9 protein-coding genes are annotated in these 15,738 nt (G+C 65.6%); 5 read left to right on the top strand and 4 right to left on the bottom strand.

Annotated features, from left to right (window positions below):
- Nucleotides 1-9: 9 nt before the first annotated feature.
- Both RXV88_RS17255 and RXV88_RS17250 read left to right on the top strand, forming a co-directional pair.
- Entirely contained in the window at nucleotides 10-1,509 is a 1,500-nt protein-coding gene (locus RXV88_RS17255) for a hypothetical protein (protein ID WP_316294738.1), read from the top strand.
- Nucleotides 1,506-2,432 carry a site-specific tyrosine recombinase XerD gene (locus RXV88_RS17250; protein ID WP_316294737.1) on the top strand — a complete coding sequence of 309 codons (927 nt, stop codon included), beginning with the start codon at nucleotides 1,506-1,508 and terminating at the stop codon, nucleotides 2,430-2,432. The genes RXV88_RS17255 and RXV88_RS17250 overlap by 4 nt, the downstream gene beginning before the upstream one ends.
- Here the strand turns inward: RXV88_RS17250 and RXV88_RS17245 are convergent.
- Nucleotides 2,411-3,229, bottom strand: coding sequence for a metallophosphoesterase family protein (locus RXV88_RS17245; RefSeq protein ID WP_316294736.1), 819 nt, complete (start codon nucleotides 3,227-3,229; stop codon nucleotides 2,411-2,413). The genes RXV88_RS17250 and RXV88_RS17245 overlap by 22 nt on opposite strands.
- Nucleotides 3,230-3,299: 70 nt before the next feature.
- On the opposite strand from RXV88_RS17245, the gene RXV88_RS17240 reads away from it, so the two are divergent.
- Entirely contained in the window at nucleotides 3,300-4,610 is a 1,311-nt protein-coding gene (locus RXV88_RS17240; RefSeq protein WP_316294735.1) for an HlyC/CorC family transporter, read from the top strand.
- Here the strand turns inward: RXV88_RS17240 and RXV88_RS17235 are convergent.
- On the bottom strand, nucleotides 4,582-5,727 hold the full coding sequence (locus tag RXV88_RS17235) for a histidine kinase dimerization/phosphoacceptor domain -containing protein (RefSeq protein WP_316294734.1): 1,146 nt from the start codon (nucleotides 5,725-5,727) through the stop codon (nucleotides 4,582-4,584). The genes RXV88_RS17240 and RXV88_RS17235 overlap by 29 nt on opposite strands.
- Nucleotides 5,728-5,800: 73 nt before the next feature.
- Nucleotides 5,801-8,221, bottom strand: a complete 2,421-nt coding sequence (locus tag RXV88_RS17230) for an FAD-dependent oxidoreductase (protein WP_316294733.1) — start codon at nucleotides 8,219-8,221, stop codon at nucleotides 5,801-5,803.
- Between the two features lie 179 nt (nucleotides 8,222-8,400).
- On the opposite strand from RXV88_RS17230, the gene RXV88_RS17225 reads away from it, so the two are divergent.
- The gene (locus RXV88_RS17225) at nucleotides 8,401-10,809 is read left to right on the top strand and encodes an FAD-dependent oxidoreductase (protein WP_316294732.1); all 2,409 of its coding nucleotides are present in this window, start codon (nucleotides 8,401-8,403) and stop codon (nucleotides 10,807-10,809) included.
- A 17-nt stretch (nucleotides 10,810-10,826) separates the two neighbouring features.
- Entirely contained in the window at nucleotides 10,827-11,444 is a 618-nt protein-coding gene (locus RXV88_RS17220; protein ID WP_410468836.1) for an NTP transferase domain-containing protein, read from the top strand.
- Nucleotides 11,445-11,594: 150 nt separating this feature from the next.
- Here RXV88_RS17220 and RXV88_RS17215 read toward each other — a convergent pair whose 3' ends face one another.
- Complete coding sequence (locus RXV88_RS17215; RefSeq protein WP_316294731.1) at nucleotides 11,595-14,552, bottom strand: Hint domain-containing protein; 2,958 nt, start codon at nucleotides 14,550-14,552, stop codon at nucleotides 11,595-11,597.
- Nucleotides 14,553-15,738: the final 1,186 nt, after the last annotated feature.

Here is a 15,738-nt window from a genome sequence, read left to right as displayed (position 1 = left end):
GCGGCCCTTTTGGCCTGTCTCGCGGGGCCGCTGGCCGCGCAGAACCCGCTTTCCGCCATCGACTGGCTCGAGGCGCAGCGCGTCGCGCCGCGCGCGCCGGGCCTTTTGCCGCCCGCGGACGAGCCCGCGGTGGCACGGACCGCTCTGCGCCCCGAGGTCGAGACGCTGCCGCTCGATGCGCCCACGGTCGAGGGCGTGGGGCTCTTGCCGCAATCGGTCACGGGGCTGCCGCGCAGTCTCTGGGCGCGATCGGACGCGCGCATCCTGGCCACGCTGATACGGCAGACCGACCCGGCGGTGCCGGCGCTTTCGGCGCTCTTCAACACGCTGCTGCTGGCCGAGGCGGATCCGGCGCGCGATCCGGGCGGCGAGACCTCGCTTTTGGCCGCGCGCACCGATGCGCTGATGCAGCGCGGCGTGGTCGAACCGGCGCTGGCGCTGATCGAGCGGGCGGGGCCCGCCGACCCGGCGCTCTGGCCCTATTGGTTCGAGCTGGGGCTTCTGACGGGCGACACAAGTGCCGCCTGCGCGGCGCTGCGCCGCGATCCCGGGCTTGGCGGCGATCTGCGCGCGCGGATCTGGTGCAGCGCGCGCGAGGGCGATTGGGGCTATGCCGCGACCCTGCTGCAAACGGGCGCGGCGCTTGGGTCGATCCGCGCCAGAGACGCCGATCTGCTGCAACGTTTTCTCGATCCCGAACTGGCCGAGGACCTGCCTTATCTGCGCCCGCCGGTGCGGCCCGACGCCCTGCAATTCCGCCTCTTCGAGGCGATCGGCGAGCCGCTGCCCACCGCGCCGCTGCCCCGGCGCTTTGCCAGCGTGGATCTGGGCGGCGACAGCGGATGGAAGGCTCAGCTCGAGGCGGGCGAACGGCTGGCGCGCACCGGAGCGATTTCGGAAAACCGGCTGCTGGGGCTTTACAGCGCGCGCAAACCCGCCGCCTCGGGCGGCATCTGGGACCGGGTCGCGGCGTTGCAGGCCTTCGAGGCGGCGCTTGGCAGCGGCGATCCCGCGCGCATCGGCCCGGCGCTGGAGACGGTCTGGCCGCAGATGCGCAGCGCGGGGCTGCTGGTGGCGTTCTCAGAGCTCTCCGGCCCTGCGCTGATCCCCGTCTCGCTTGAGGGCCGCGCGGCGGATCTGGCGCAGCGCGCGGCGCTGCTGTCGTCGGAATACGAGGCCGCCGCCGCGCGGATGACCGATCAGCCGCTCTTGCAGGCGGTCGCCCAGGGGCGCGCGCCCGAGACCGCCGGCACGCTGCCCCATGCCGGCGCCGTCGCCGCCGCATTCGGCGGCGCCGCCGTTCCTTCCTACCTTCAGGACATGCTCGGCGACGGACGTCTGGGCGAGGCGATCCTTGAGGCCATCGCGCTTTTCTCCAGCGGCGCGGAGGGAAATCCGGGCGATCTGACCGCCGCGCTGGCCGTGCTGCGCGCCGTCGGGCTTGAAGACCCCGCGCGGCGCGCCGCCTTGCAAGTGATGCTGCTGGATGACGAGGGCGCGCGGCGATGAGTGCTGCCAACTGGATTTCCGCCTTTCTCGAGGCGCAGGTGGCCGAACGCGGCGCAGCGCAGAACACGCTGGCCGCCTACGCGCGCGATCTGGCGGATTTCACCGACTGGCTGGCCGCGCGCGGCGGCGATCCGGCCAGCGCGGACCGGTCGGATGTCGAGGGCTACCTGGTGCATTGCGACGCGCAGGGGCTGGCGAAATCGACCCGCGCGCGCCGCCTTTCGGCGATCAAGCAGCTTTACCGTTTCGCCTTCGAGGAAGGCCTGCGCGAGGACAATCCGGCGGTGCAGATCAGCGGGCCGGGCCGCGACAAGCGGCTGCCCAAGACGCTGTCGGTCGAAGAGGTCGACCGCCTGCTCGACGCCGCAGCACAGCATGGGCGCAACGCCTCGGAAAAACTGCGCAACGGCTGCCTGATGCAGCTGCTTTATGCCACGGGGATGCGGGTGAGCGAACTGGTTGGCCTGCCCTTGGCCGCCGCGAAAGGCGATCCGCGGATGCTGCTGATCCGCGGCAAGGGCGGCAAAGAGCGGATGGTGCCGCTGTCGCCCCCCGCCCGCGCCGCGCTGCGCGACTGGCTGGTGGCGCGCGACCAGGCCGAGACCCTGGCGCAATCGCGGGGCAAGCCGCCCTCGCCGCATCTCTTTCCGTCACGGGGCAAGGCCGGGCACCTGACCCGGCACGCGTTTTACATGCTGGTCAAGGATCTGGCGGTAAAGGCCGGGATTTCGCCGGACAAGGTCACACCGCACACCATGCGCCACGCCTTCGCCACGCATCTGCTTGCCAACGGCGCCGATCTGCGTGCGATCCAGACCTTCCTGGGCCATGCGGACGTCGCCACAACCGAGATCTACACCCATGTGCTGGAAGAACGGCTGAAAGAGCTGGTGCTCGACCATCACCCGATGGCGCGGGACTGACGGCGCATCGACGCGGGCAGCACGTCCTCGGACGGCCAGAACCCGGTGATCAGCGCCTCGTGATAACCTTGCGTCAGGCCGGCGTCGATCATGCGCGTGCGGGCCGCCGCGGCGTCATACGTGAGGCGGAGCAACTCGGCCCGCCCGTCGGACAGCACGGCGAATTCGGTACGCGCAGTGCCGTCGTTGGGCGGCATCCCGATGACGCCCGCGTTGATCCAGTGGACCCCTTGCACCTCGCGCATGAAGGCCACGCCGCAATGTCCTGAAATCACGGCATCAATCGGCCCTGTCAGGTCGGTTAAAACGGCCAGTTCCGGGGTGAACTCCGCCTCGGGGCTGACCGGCCAGAGAAAGCGACTGATGTCGGTCACACCGCCATGGATCACCGCAAAGCGCCGCCCGGCCTGGGTGAAGGTGGCGACATCCGGCAGATCGGCCATCCAGCGGCGGGTCTCTGCGCCGGTGGCGGCGTTGACGTGGGCGTACCAGCCCGCCGACAAGAGGTCGCAGGCGCTGCCCGTCTCGAAGCCGCAGCCGCAATCGAGCGCCCCCGCGCCCAGCTGCCGCTCGACATTCCCGGCGATCGTCACGATCCCCCGCGCGCGCATCAGATCGACCGTCGCTTTCGGATCGCCGCAATAGGCCACCACGTCACCGGTGCAGATCATGCGATCCGCGCCAATCCCAAGAGCCTCGGCCCGCGCGATCAGCGCCTCAAGCGCCTGGAGGTTCGAATACGGCCCGCCAAAGGCCAGAACCGGCCCCTCCAGCCTGCCCAGATCGTGCAGCTTCATCCGCTATCCTCTTGAACGCAGAGGGTCCGCCCCCCATAACCCTCCGAAGATATAAAGGACCGCCCGACCGATGGAACCCAGCGCAACCACTCTCGACGCCGCTTTCTGGATCACGTCTCTTGCCATTCTCGTGTTGTTGATGATGTCCGCCTTCTTTTCGGGCAGCGAAACGGCGCTGACCGCCGCCTCGCGCGGCAAACTGCGCGCGGCGACCGACAAGGGCTCGAAGGGCGCCGAGATCGCGCTGCGCATCACCGAGGACAACGAGCGGCTGATCGGATCGGTCCTGCTCGGCAACAACCTGGTGAACATCCTGGCGACCTCGCTGGCGACGGCGATCCTGACGCGGGCCTTCGGCGAATCCGGCGTGGCGCTGGCGACGCTGGTGATGACGCTGCTGGTGCTGATCTTTGCCGAGGTGCTGCCCAAGACCTACGCCATCACCAACCCCGAAACCGCCGCCGCGCGGGTGTCGCCGGTGATCCGGCTGGTGGTGCGCATCTTTGCCCCGGTGGTCGAGGTGGTGCGTGTGCTTGTGCGCGGCGTGCTGGCGATCTTCGGCGTTCAGACCGACCCCGACAGCCACATCCTCGCCGTGCGCGAGGAAATCGCGGGCGCGCTGCAGCTGGGCCATTCCGAGGGGATCGTGGAAAAGGAAGACCGCGACCGCATCCTGGGCGCGCTCGACCTGGGCGAGCGCACGGTGGAAGAGATCATGCTGCACCGTTCGGGCATTGAAATGATCAACGCCGACACCGATCCGCAGGACATCCTGCAGCAATGCCTTGAATCGAACCACACCCGCCTGCCCGTCTATCGTGAGGATCCCGAAAACATCGTCGGCGTGATCCACGCCAAGGACCTGCTGCGCGCGATGTACAAGCTGATGACCGGGACCGAGGGCGCGGGGTTCGACGCGCTCAAGGATTTCCAGATCTCCGAAGTGGCGATGAAGCCCTATTTCGTGCCCGACACCACGTCGCTGGACGACCAGATGCGGCAGTTCCTGCGCCGCCGGACGCATTTCGCGCTGGTGGTGGACGAATACGGCGCGCTGCAGGGGTTGATCACGCTCGAGGACATCCTCGAAGAGATCGTGGGCGAGATCACCGACGAATTCGACCCTTACGGCGACCATCCCGTAAAGCGCGGCGAGGATGGGCATTATTTTATCGACGGCGCCACCACGATCCGCGATTTCAACCGCGCCACCGACTGGAACCTGCCCGACGACGAGGCCAACACCGTGGCGGGGCTGGTGATCCACGAGGCGCAGACGATCCCGACCGTCGGTCAGGTGTTCAGCTTTCACGGCTTCCGGTTCGAGGTGATGGCGCGGGAAAACAACCGGATCACCCGGTTGAAGGTACGGCCTCTGTAGCGGCGCTGCTGCCGCTGTCCTTGGGCAGATCCAGCGACAGGCGGTAGCCGTCCGGTGTGGCCTGCATCGCCATCTGCGCGCCGATCTGATCGGCGGCAGATTCCATCAGCGTCGTGCCGATGCTGACGATATCGCTGGTCTTGGGCGGCGTGCCGCTGTGCAGGCTGCCGACCCCGTTGTCGCTGCATTCCAGATGCAGCGCGCCTGTGTCGCTTTCGGTGACGGTGATCCGCACCTCTCCGGGCCGGCCGGCGGGGAAGGCGTGCTTAAAGGCATTGGCGGCGAATTCGCTGATGATCATCGCGAAAGAGGCCGCGGTGCGGGCGTCGACTTCGACCGCGGCGATCTCGCTGCGGACCTGCACCTTGCGCGGGGCCTGCCCCTTGAGCAATTGCGCCACCCGTTGCAGGTAGGAATCGAGCCGCACCGTGTCGATCCCGTCGGTCTGATACAGCTCGGTATGCAGCTGCGCGATCGACGACACCCGCCGCGCGATCGCGTCGAACGCCTCTTTGGCCTCGGCGCTGGACACCCGGTTGCGGTAGATCCGCACGAAGGACAGCACCGTCTGCAACGAATTCTTCACCCGGTGGTCGATCTCGTCGCGCAGAATGGTTTCGTTGCGCAGGGCGCGGCGCAGTTCCAGCTGCCGCATCACCTGCCGCGCCAGAACCCGCAGCGTATCGCGCTGGGTGTCGTTCAAATGGCGCGGTTTGGTGTCCAACACGCAGAGTGTGCCGATGGTCTGTCCGGTCTCGGTGATCAGCGGCGCGCCGGCGTAGAACCGCACCTTCCCGTCGACATCGCAGCACAAAGGGTTGTCCGCCGTGCGCAGATCGAGCGTGGTGTCGTGGATTTCCAGAATGTCGTCGCTCAGGATCGCATGGGCGCAGATCGACTGGTCCAACGGCGTTTCCGACGAATCCACGCCGACCCTGGCCTTGAACCATTGCCGGTCCTCGTCCACCAACGAGATAAGCGCCATCGGCGTGTCACAGATCCGCGCCACGAGAGAGACGACATCGTCGAACTCTTCCTCGGGGTCGGTATCCAGAACGCCGAACGCATAAAGTTCGGACAGCCGCTGGGATTGCCCAGCCGGGGGCTGTGCCTTCATTGTATGTCCTCGCGTGTCACCCGGCCCACGGTATATCACGGGTTGCACGCAAAAACAGGAAAATCCGGGGCGGTCAGGCGCGCAGGCGTTCCCCTGCCGGATCGAAGGGCGGTTTGTCGAGGATGACGGCACCATGCGGACGCCCCAGCACCATGACCTCGACCCGGTCGCCCGGCGCGGCGTCCTTGACGTATCCCAGCGCCAGCGACTGCCCGACCGAATACCCGTATCCACCCGAGGTGACGCGCCCAACACCTTGACCTTGCTTGAAAATCGGCTCTCCTCCGGTGGCGTCCGCCATGGAAGCGGCCACGTCCGCCTCGTCCAGCGCCAGGATCACCAGCCGTTCGCGCGGGGCATTGTCGATCACCTGCAACAGGGCCTCCTTGTTCAGGAAATCCTTGTCGAGTTTACACAATTGCGCGAGCCCCACCTCCTGCGGCCAGTATTCGGGACTGTATTCGCGGCTCCACGAGCCATAGCCCTTCTCGATGCGCAGCGACATCAGCGCCCGGCTGCCGACCGGACCCGCGCCGATGGCGCGCGCGGCCTCGATCAGCGCGGTGTACAGCCGGACCTGATCGGCGGCGCGGCAATGCAGCTCCCATCCCAGATCGCCGGTAAAGGACACCCGCAGCGCCATCACCTCGACGCCAGCAAGCTCGATCATCTTCGAACGCATAAAGGGAAAATCCGCCGTCTCCAGCGAGGCATTGGTCATCCGCTGCAAGAGCGCGCGTGACTGCGGCCCGGCCACGTTGAAGCCGCACCAGCCTTCGGTCAGAGACATGAATGTCGTGCCAGAAGGCAATGGAACCGAACGGAAAAATCTCTGGTGATAGCGTTCCGCCATGCCCGATCCGATGACCCAGAACTCATCCTCGGCCAGCCGTGTGACGGTGAAATCCCCCGCGATCCCGCCGCGCTTGCCAATGAGCGGCGTCAGGCACGACCGGCCCACGGCGCGCGGCATCCGGTTGGCGAAAAGCGCGTTCAGCCAATCCTCGGCCCCCGGCCCCTTCACCCGGTATTTGGCGAAGTTCGAAATATCGATCACGCCCGCGGTGTCGCGCAGCATCCGGCATTCCTCGCCCACCGGCGCCCACCAGTTCTGACGGGTAAAGCCGTTGGTGTCCTCGACCCCGGGCTGGTCGGCGAACCACAGCGGATGCTCCCAGCCGTAGTTCAGCCCGAATACCGCGCCCATCTCCTTTTGCATCTCAAAGACGGGCCGCGTGCGCACCGGCCGCCCGGCCGCGCGCTCTTCGTTCGGGTAGTGGATGGCGAAACGGTGGGCATACTGGTTCTGAACCCGCGCCTTGGTAAAGGCCTTGTCCGCCCAGGCGCCGAAACGCGCCACGTCCCAGGGGAACATGTCGTACTGCATCTCGCCCTCGACGATCCACTGCGCCACCATCAGCCCCATGCCGCCCGATTGCGAAAAGCCCGGGATGATGCCATTGCAGCAGAAATAGCCCTTAAGCTCGGGCACCGGCCCCAGCAGCACGTTTGAATCCGGCGACCAGATCATCGGCCCGTTGATCACCCGCTTGATCCCGGCCTCGCCCACCACCGGCACCCGGTCGATGGCGCGCATCATGTTGTCCTCGATCCGCTCCAGATCGTCGGCGAACAGCTCGTGCCCGAAGCCCTGAGGCGTGCCGTCCTCGGCCCAGAACCGCATGTCGCGCTCATAGGCGCCCACCAGCAGGCCCTGGCCCTCCTGGCGCAGGTAATATTCGCCGTCCCGGTCCGCGACCGAGGGCAGCCGCCGGTCCATCGCCGCGATCTGCGGGATGGTCTCGGTGACGAAATACTGATGCTCGGTCGGCATCAGGGGCAGCGTGACCCCCGCCAGCGCCGCCACCTCGCGCCCCCAGAGCCCGGCGGCGTTGATCACCCAGTCGGTGCGGATCGCCCCCTTGGGCGTCTCGACGACCCAGGTGCCGTCGGGCTGCTGCACCGTCGCCGTCACCGGGGTAAAGCGATGGATCTCGGCCCCGCGCTTCCGCGCCCCCGCGGCATAGGCGTTTGTCACGCCCGAAGGGTCCACGTTGCCGCCGTCGGGCTCGTACATGATGCAGCGGATGCCGTCGAAATCCACCAGCGGATGCAGCCGCTCGGCCTCATCCCTTCCGATCTGGTGGAAATTCATCCCGTAAAGTTTGGCCTTGGCCGCCTGCAGCATCAGCTGATGCTCGCGGTTCTCAGTCTGCGCCAGGTAAAGCGAGCCGGGCTGGAACACGCCGCAGCCCTGCCCGGTCTCGGCTTCCAGATCCTTGTAGAGCGTCATGGTGTAATGCTGCAGGCGGCTGATATTGGTGCTGTCGTGCAGCCCGTGGATATTGGCCGCCGCGTGCCAGGTCGACCCGCTGGTCAGCTCGTCCCGCTCCAGCAGAACCACATCCGTCCAGCCCAGCTTGGCAAGGTGATACAGGATCGAACATCCGATCACACCGCCGCCGATCACCACCGCCTGGGCATTGCTCCGCATGGCTCATTCTCCCATCTGACCGCCCCACCTAAACCCGGCGCAAAACCCTGCAATCGCCCATTCGCGACATCGCGCGTCGCCCGCGGCCCTCCCCATCTTCTTCTTGGCAGAAATACTCCCGCCGGAGGCATCCGCCCCATGCCCCGGGGCGAGACGGCAATCCAGGAAAGGACGAGCCCATGAAAACCACCACCCGCGTCTGCGTCATCGGCGGCGGCGTCGTCGGCTGTTCGGTGCTCTACCACCTGACCAAGCTCGGCTGGTCCGACGTGATGCTGCTGGAACGGTCCGAGCTGACGTCGGGCAGCACATGGCACGCGGCGGGCGGCTTTCACACGCTCAACGGCGACACCAACATGGCCGCGCTGCAGGGCTATACGATCAAGCTTTACAAGGAACTCGAGGCGATCACCGGCATGTCCTGCGGGCTGCACCACGTCGGCGGCATCACGCTGGCCGACAATGCCGACCGCTTCGACATGCTGCTCGCCGAGCGCGCCAAGCACCGCTACATGGGCCTCGAGACCGAGATCGTCGGCCCCGAGGAAATCGCGCAACTCGCCCCCATCGTCAACACCGACGGCATCCTCGGCGCGCTTTACGATCCGCTGGATGGCCATCTCGATCCCTCCGGCACCACCCATGCCTATGCGCGCGCCGCGCGGATGGGCGGGGCCACGATCGAAACCCATAACATGGTGCACGAGACCAACCAGCGCCTCGATGGCACCTGGGACGTGGTCACCGACAAGGGCACGATCCATGCCGAACACGTGGTCAACGCCGGCGGCCTCTGGGCACGCGAGGTGGGCGCGATGGCGGGCGTCTATCTGCCGCTCCACCCCATGGAGCATCAATACATCGTCACCGACGATATTTCCGAAATTCACGAAAGATCGAAGGAACACCCCCATGTGATGGACCCCGCCGGCGAAAGCTATCTGCGGCAGGAAGGGCGCGGGCTCTGCATCGGGTTTTACGAACAGCCCTGCCGGCCCTGGGCGGTTGACGGCACGCCGTGGACGTTCGGCCATGAACTCTTGCCCGACGATTTCGACAAGATCGCCGACAGCATCGACTTTGCCTACAAACGCTTCCCCGTCCTGGAACGCGCCGGGGTCAAGTCGGTGATCCACGGCCCGTTCACCTTTGCCCCCGACGGCAACCCTCTGGTCGGTCCTGTGCCGGGGATGCGCGGCTATTGGTCGGCCTGCGGCGTCATGGCGGGCTTCAGCCAGGGCGGCGGCGTCGGGCTGATGCTGGCGCAATGGATGACCCAAGGCGAATGCGAGCGCGACGTCACGGCCATGGACGTGGCGCGTTTCGGCGACTGGATCAGCCCCGGCTACACGCGCCCCAAGGTGATCGAGAACTACCAGAAACGCTTTTCGGTCAGCTACCCGAACGAGGAACTGCCCGCCGCGCGCCCCAACCGCACAACCCCGATGTACGACATCTTCGACACGATGGGCGCGGTCTGGGGCCATCAATTCGGGCTCGAGGTGGTCAATTATTTCGCCGAACCGGATGAGCCACGATACGAGACTCCGTCTTTCCGCCGCTCCAACGCTTTCGCCGCCACCGCGCGCGAGGTGGCGGCGGTGCGCAATGGCGTCGGAATCAACGAAGTTCATAATTTCGGGAAATACCGAATTACCGGCGCGGCCGCCCGCGGCTGGCTCGACCGAATCATGGCCGGGCGCATCCCCGCGCCCGGACGCATGTCGCTGACGCCGATGCTGTCGCCCAAGGGCCGGGTGATCGGCGATTTCACCGTGTCGTGCCTGAGCGACACTGAATTTCGCCTGACCGCCTCTTACGGCTCGCAGGCCTATCACATGCGCTGGTTCCTGCAGAACCTGCAGGACGGCGTCGCGGTCGAGAACCTCAGCGACTGCCTCAACGGCTTTCAGATCGCCGGGCCACGGGCGCGTGACGTGCTGGCCGCCTGCACCCGGGACGACGTGCAGGCGATGAAATTCATGGACGTGCGCCGCATGACCGTCGGCCAGACCGATTGCATCGTGCAGCGCGTCAGCTACACCGGCGATCTGGGGTACGAGATTTTCTGCGATCCGATGGCGCAGCGACAGCTCTGGCACACGCTCTGGCAGGCCGGGCAGCCGCACGGAATGCGCCCCTTCGGGATGCGCGCGATGATGTCGCTGCGGCTCGACCGGTTCTTCGGCTCTTGGCTGTCGGAATTCTCGCCCGATTACACCCCCGCCGAAACCGGGCTCGACCGGTTCATCGCCTGGACCAAGCCCGCCGATTTCATCGGCCGCGCCGCCGCCGAGGCCGAACGCGCCATGCCGCCCGCCCGGACCCTGGTGGCGTTCGAGGTCGAGACCGAGGATGCCGACGTCCACGGATACGAGCCGGTCTGGATCGGCGGCACGGTTCAGGGGTTCTGCACCTCGGGCGGATTTTCGCATTATGCGGGAAAATCCATTGCCCTCGCGCTGATTCCCCGAACCCAGGTAAAACCGGGGCTTACGGCGGAAATCGAGATACTCGGGCGCCTCTGCCCCGCACATTTATTGACCGAATCGCTCTTTGACGCGGATGGCACACGTATGCGCGGCTAGGTGATTCGGACCGAATCATGTATGACACACGCATGGGAGGAATTGCCGTCTTAATCCCCGCCGCCGGGTTCGGAACCCGTATGCGTGGGGCCGACAAGCTCTTGCAGCTTGTGGACCGGGTGCCGCTGTTGCGCCGGCAGGCGCAATGCGCACTGGCGGTCGCCGATCATGTCACTGTCACTTTGCCCGATCACGATCATCCGCGCCGCGCGGCCATCGAAGGCCTGCCGGTGCAGATCGTCGCGGTGCCCGACGCCGATCTGGGCATGTCGGCCTCGCTGCGGCGGGGGGTGGCGTATCTGCCGCGAGACATCGACGCGGTGATGATCCTGCCGGCCGATATGCCCGACATCTGCGAACAGGATTTACGTCTTTTGATCAAAGGCTTCCGCGCCTGTCCTCACCCAACTCTGCAGCAAGGCACGACCGAGGACGGCACCCCGGGCCATCCGGTGCTTTTTCCGCGCGACTGCTTCAACGCCATTGCGCAGCTGACCGGCGACCAAGGCGCGCGCGATGTTCTGAGGGCCAATCGCCATCGCGTCCGCTTTGTGGCGCTGCCGGGGAAACACGCGCTGACCGATCTGGACACGCCCGAAGCCTGGGACGCGTGGCGTGCGCTGAACCCGGCGTAGGCCCCTCTACAACTTCAAAAAACGCGCGCAACCCTTTGGGTTTGCGTCCTAATACCGCAAACAGAAAGACGGGGCGATCCGAAGATCGCCCCGCTTCCGTCAGTTCCGGCGCAGACCGCAGCGCCGGAACGGCTGCATATGCGGTAGAGCTTACTTGGTCAGCAGCTGAGCTTCGTGTTTCTTCAGCGACCGGCGGGCCGAGGCATAGGCGTTCAGCCCGTCCGCCTCTGCCAGCTCGGGGAACAGTTCCAGGATTTCCTGGCGCTGCGCGTTGCCGATGCCGTTCAGGCTGTAATCGCCGGGCTGGAAGCTTTCGGTCCAGGCACCGTTCGACAAAACCACCTCGTGGCTGTCGAACATGAAGTGGATGTAGGACACGCCCAGCGTCCGCACCTCGTCCACGCCCTCGAGCCCGATCAGATGCTTGGCCGCGGCCAGCACTTCGCGTTCCTCGAAATAAAGCGCCGTCTTGTCGTTGTTGACCAGAACGCGGTGGTTCGGCGACAGCAGCATGTCATGCTCGGGCAGCCCGTTGCCCAAAGCGCCCTTCTGGATCAGGATCGGTTTCATATGCGGCTTGCGGGCCAGCACATGGCCGGTCAGGTCCTTGCGGCCGACCCAGCGGATTTCCTGGATGCCGTTGTCGCGGGTGATGACCCGGTCGCCTTCGCGCAGATCCTCGACCAGCTTTTCACCCTGAGGCGTGGCGATCAGCGTGCCGGGGGTAAAGCAGGGCACGACCTGTTCGATGTTGAAGAAGTCCATCGTTCCGGTGACGCCGCCCGCGCCGTCGAGGAATTCGACGGTGCCGTCGATGCCGTTCGGGTCGCGGCCCGGGCCGTCATCGTCGGGGCGCACGTCCACCAGACGCCAGTCGGTTCCGCGCTCGCCCGCGCCGCTGAGGTCCAGCGTGTCGAAATCGTCGCCCTCGAAACCGCCCTGCACGGTGTCGCCGATGCCCTCGGACGCGCTGCCAACCACGATGGTGTCGCGATCCGTGCCACCGTCGATCATGTCCACACCGGCGCCGCCGTCGAGCGTGTCGTCGCCCTGGCCGCCGATCAGCGTGTCGTCATCCGCGCCGCCCAGCAGGCTGTCCTCGTCGATGCCGCCGTCGAGGCTGTCGTCGCCCGACCCGCCGATCAGCGTGTCGTCGTCGTCGCCGCCGATCAGCGTGTCGTCACCCAGTGCACCGTCGATCAGGTCGCGGTCGTTTTCCGGCACCGTGTCGATCGCATCGACCAGTTCGAGCGCGGCGAAGTTCGAGCCGTCGATGTAATCGTTGCCCTGCCCGCCATCCAGCGTATCGGACCCGTGCGAGCCGATGATCGAATCGTCACCCTGGCCGCCCATGACGAGGTCATCGTCGATACCGGCGTTGATGGTGTCGTTCTCGCCGCCGCCGTCGATCGTGTCACGGTCGTCGCCGGTGTTGATGATATCGTTGCCGCGGTTGCCCTGAACGCTGTCGCGCCCGTCTTCCTGGTTGGGATCGGCGGTAAAGCCCAGATCGTTCAGCGGTGTGCCCGGTGCAAAGCTGGGATCGTCGCCCTCGTAATCCGAGAAGGTGTCGATGCCCGCGTTGATCACGTCGTCGCCCTGACCGCCGTAGATCGTGTCGGCGCCCTGCACGTCGATGATCGTGTCGTTGCCGGTGCCGCCGTCGACGACATCGTCGTCTATGCCCGGCTCGATCACATCGTCGCCCGCGCCGCCAGAGATCGTGTCGTCGTCGTCGCCCGTGGCGATGCTGTCGGCGCCGCCCGTGCCGGTGATGTCGTCCAGGTCATCGCTGGGATCGGGATCCTCGTCCAGGCCGTCAAGCGGATCGAGCGCCTGATCCGCCGGATCTACCGGGAAGACGTCGGTGTCGATGCGCGGTTCTGCCGGGGCTTCCTCGACGGTCACGTAGACGGTGCCGAAATCGGCCAGACCCTCGGTGTCGACCACCTCGTAGGTAAAGCTGTCGTCGCCCAGGAAACCGGGGTTCGGCGTATAGGTCACGGTGCCATCGCCGTTCAGCACGGCGGTGCCGTTGGCCGGCGTGCCGATCTCGGACACAAAGAGCGGCTGGCCCTCGGGGTCGATATCGTTATCGGTCGGGTTCAGCGTGATCGAGGTGTCAAGCTCGGTGGTCAGGGTGTCGTCGACGGCCACCGGCGGCTCATCGGGATCGGTGTTGACCACGGTGACGATGATCTGGCCCTCGTCGGTGCCGCCGTTGCCGTCGCTTGCGACGTAGGAGATGGTGTCCTCGCCGATATAGTCGAAGTTCGGCGTATAGCTGACGGTGCCGTCTGCGTTCAGCACAGCGGTCCCGTTCGCCGGATCGCCAATGCTGGCGACGGTCACCGGATCGCCATCTGGATCGGTATCGTTGGCGGCCGCGTCGATCACCGTTTCGGTGTTCATGTCCACATCGACGATATCGTCCACCGCGACCGGCGGCAGGTTGTCGTCCTCGGCATCCACGGTCGAGAAATAGACATCCGACACCAGCACGCCTTGCGCCTCGACATCGCCGTTCTCGTAGACGATCTCGATGCGCGACACGGGCCCGGCGATGTTCACCAGAACCGACCCGTCGGCGGCTTCGAATTCGGACGTGCTCGTGCCGGTGGCCGAGCCGCCAGACACGTCGGCGTTGCCCGCGGGCGTCAGGGATACCGGAACGGCGTTGCCATCGGCGTCATAGGCCAGGACGGTGACGTTGTCCTCGAAACCCGCGCCCGGGTCGCCGAAATCGGCCGAGCTGCCGCTTTGATCCACGTCGTTGAGGCGGAAAGACACGTTCTGCACGTTGTCGGTGTACATCGCGTCTGTGCCGCGGAAATCCAGTACCGTGGTCGAGGTGGGCGACACGACGCCGCCGTCGCCACCCTCGCCGAAGAGCTTGAGATGCGAGAACGGATCGAAGGGCTCGCCCTCGGCGACATATCCCTCGACGTCGAAGGTAAAGGCCGAGGCCCCGGCATCCTGCGCCGTGAAGGTGATGTCGACGGCAACCCCGCCGGTGTCCACGGTTGCGGTCACGGCGTCGGGCGCGGTGTCTTCCAGGTTGGCGCCATATGCGCCAAGCGCGGCCCAGTCCAAAATCAAATCAGCCATATCTCGACCCTCTTCACATCAGACGGGGATAATCCCCATGCCGCGAAAGCGGCGACACTGCCTGCGGCACTGCCCAAATCACGTTTGCTCGTCTTGCCTGCAAATCAGCGAAGCGGATCGCGTTATCCTTGCCCACGTCTCGCGTGGGCGAAGAACGCCTTCTGCGGCTTCAACCGGTTCTCCGGTTTCGCATCCCTTCGCATCCTTGCGAATGCCTGACAGTTCAGCGGCCGCCCCCGTGGCCTTGTGTCTTCACCCCCCAGTCGGGCTTGGGAAAGTGATACGTTGCCGGCGCGCGTCGACAAAGGAGAAAATGGCACAAACGTGGTGAAATAAGGCGGAAGGCGCCGCAAATGTGGCCAAAAGATGCCCCGAAAAGTCCTGAAAAATCATGGGATTGTTGCGGTATTGCGAACAGTCGCCGCCGCGCAGCATGCGCTTTGAGGCTCTGTCGCCTGAGGGACCGCAATATCTGGCGGCCCGGCCCATGATCGCGTTTTCATCTGCACAACAATCGCCGCGCTCGCGCCCTTGCCAAATTGTGGCCACGCTTTGGCGGGAAGTCTGGCGGGCTTTGTTCCCTAGCACGAACCAATCGCCATAGCGGTCGCCGATTGGCGACCAAAGCGCCGTTCAAGGCGTCAGGGAACTCCGAATCATTCGCCTAAAATCGTCATGATCCAGCCACATTTCGGGATGCCGGGCAGATGGCTCTGAAAAGACGGCCGCGACCGCCGGACAGACCGGCAACGCAGCATCACCTCGTGAGCGGTGCGAATGATCGGAGCGGTAGGTGACCCGCCGAAAATCGGCTAAGTCATTGGTACCCAAGGCCGGACTCGAACCGGCACGCCCGAAGGGAATTTTTCGTACAATGATACACGGAAAGATCAACAACTGTACATGGCCCCGATCTCAAGGACAAAGCAGCAAAAAGGCATGGAACGGTGACCCGCTAGATAATGGAAGGTGATGTGTGGACACAGTTGAGCGGCTGCTCTGGCCGATAAGCCAAGCCGCGCAAGACCTGCTCAACAGACATTTCGGCAATGCTCAAAAGTTCCAGTCAGTCCACCAGCCAATCCTAAGCGGGACTCCAACCAGATTTTTAGAGCGTCGTCTATTTAATCTGCAACATATCCGGCAGCCTTGAAGAGGTTTCTGCACTCGTTTGGCGGGAAGAGAT

This window comes from Aestuariicoccus sp. MJ-SS9, from assembly GCF_032586235.1.
Taxonomy (GTDB): Bacteria; Pseudomonadota; Alphaproteobacteria; order Rhodobacterales; family Rhodobacteraceae; genus Aestuariicoccus.
The sequence above is the reverse complement of the archived record's forward strand: the minus strand, read 5'-3'. Positions and strand labels throughout refer to the sequence as shown.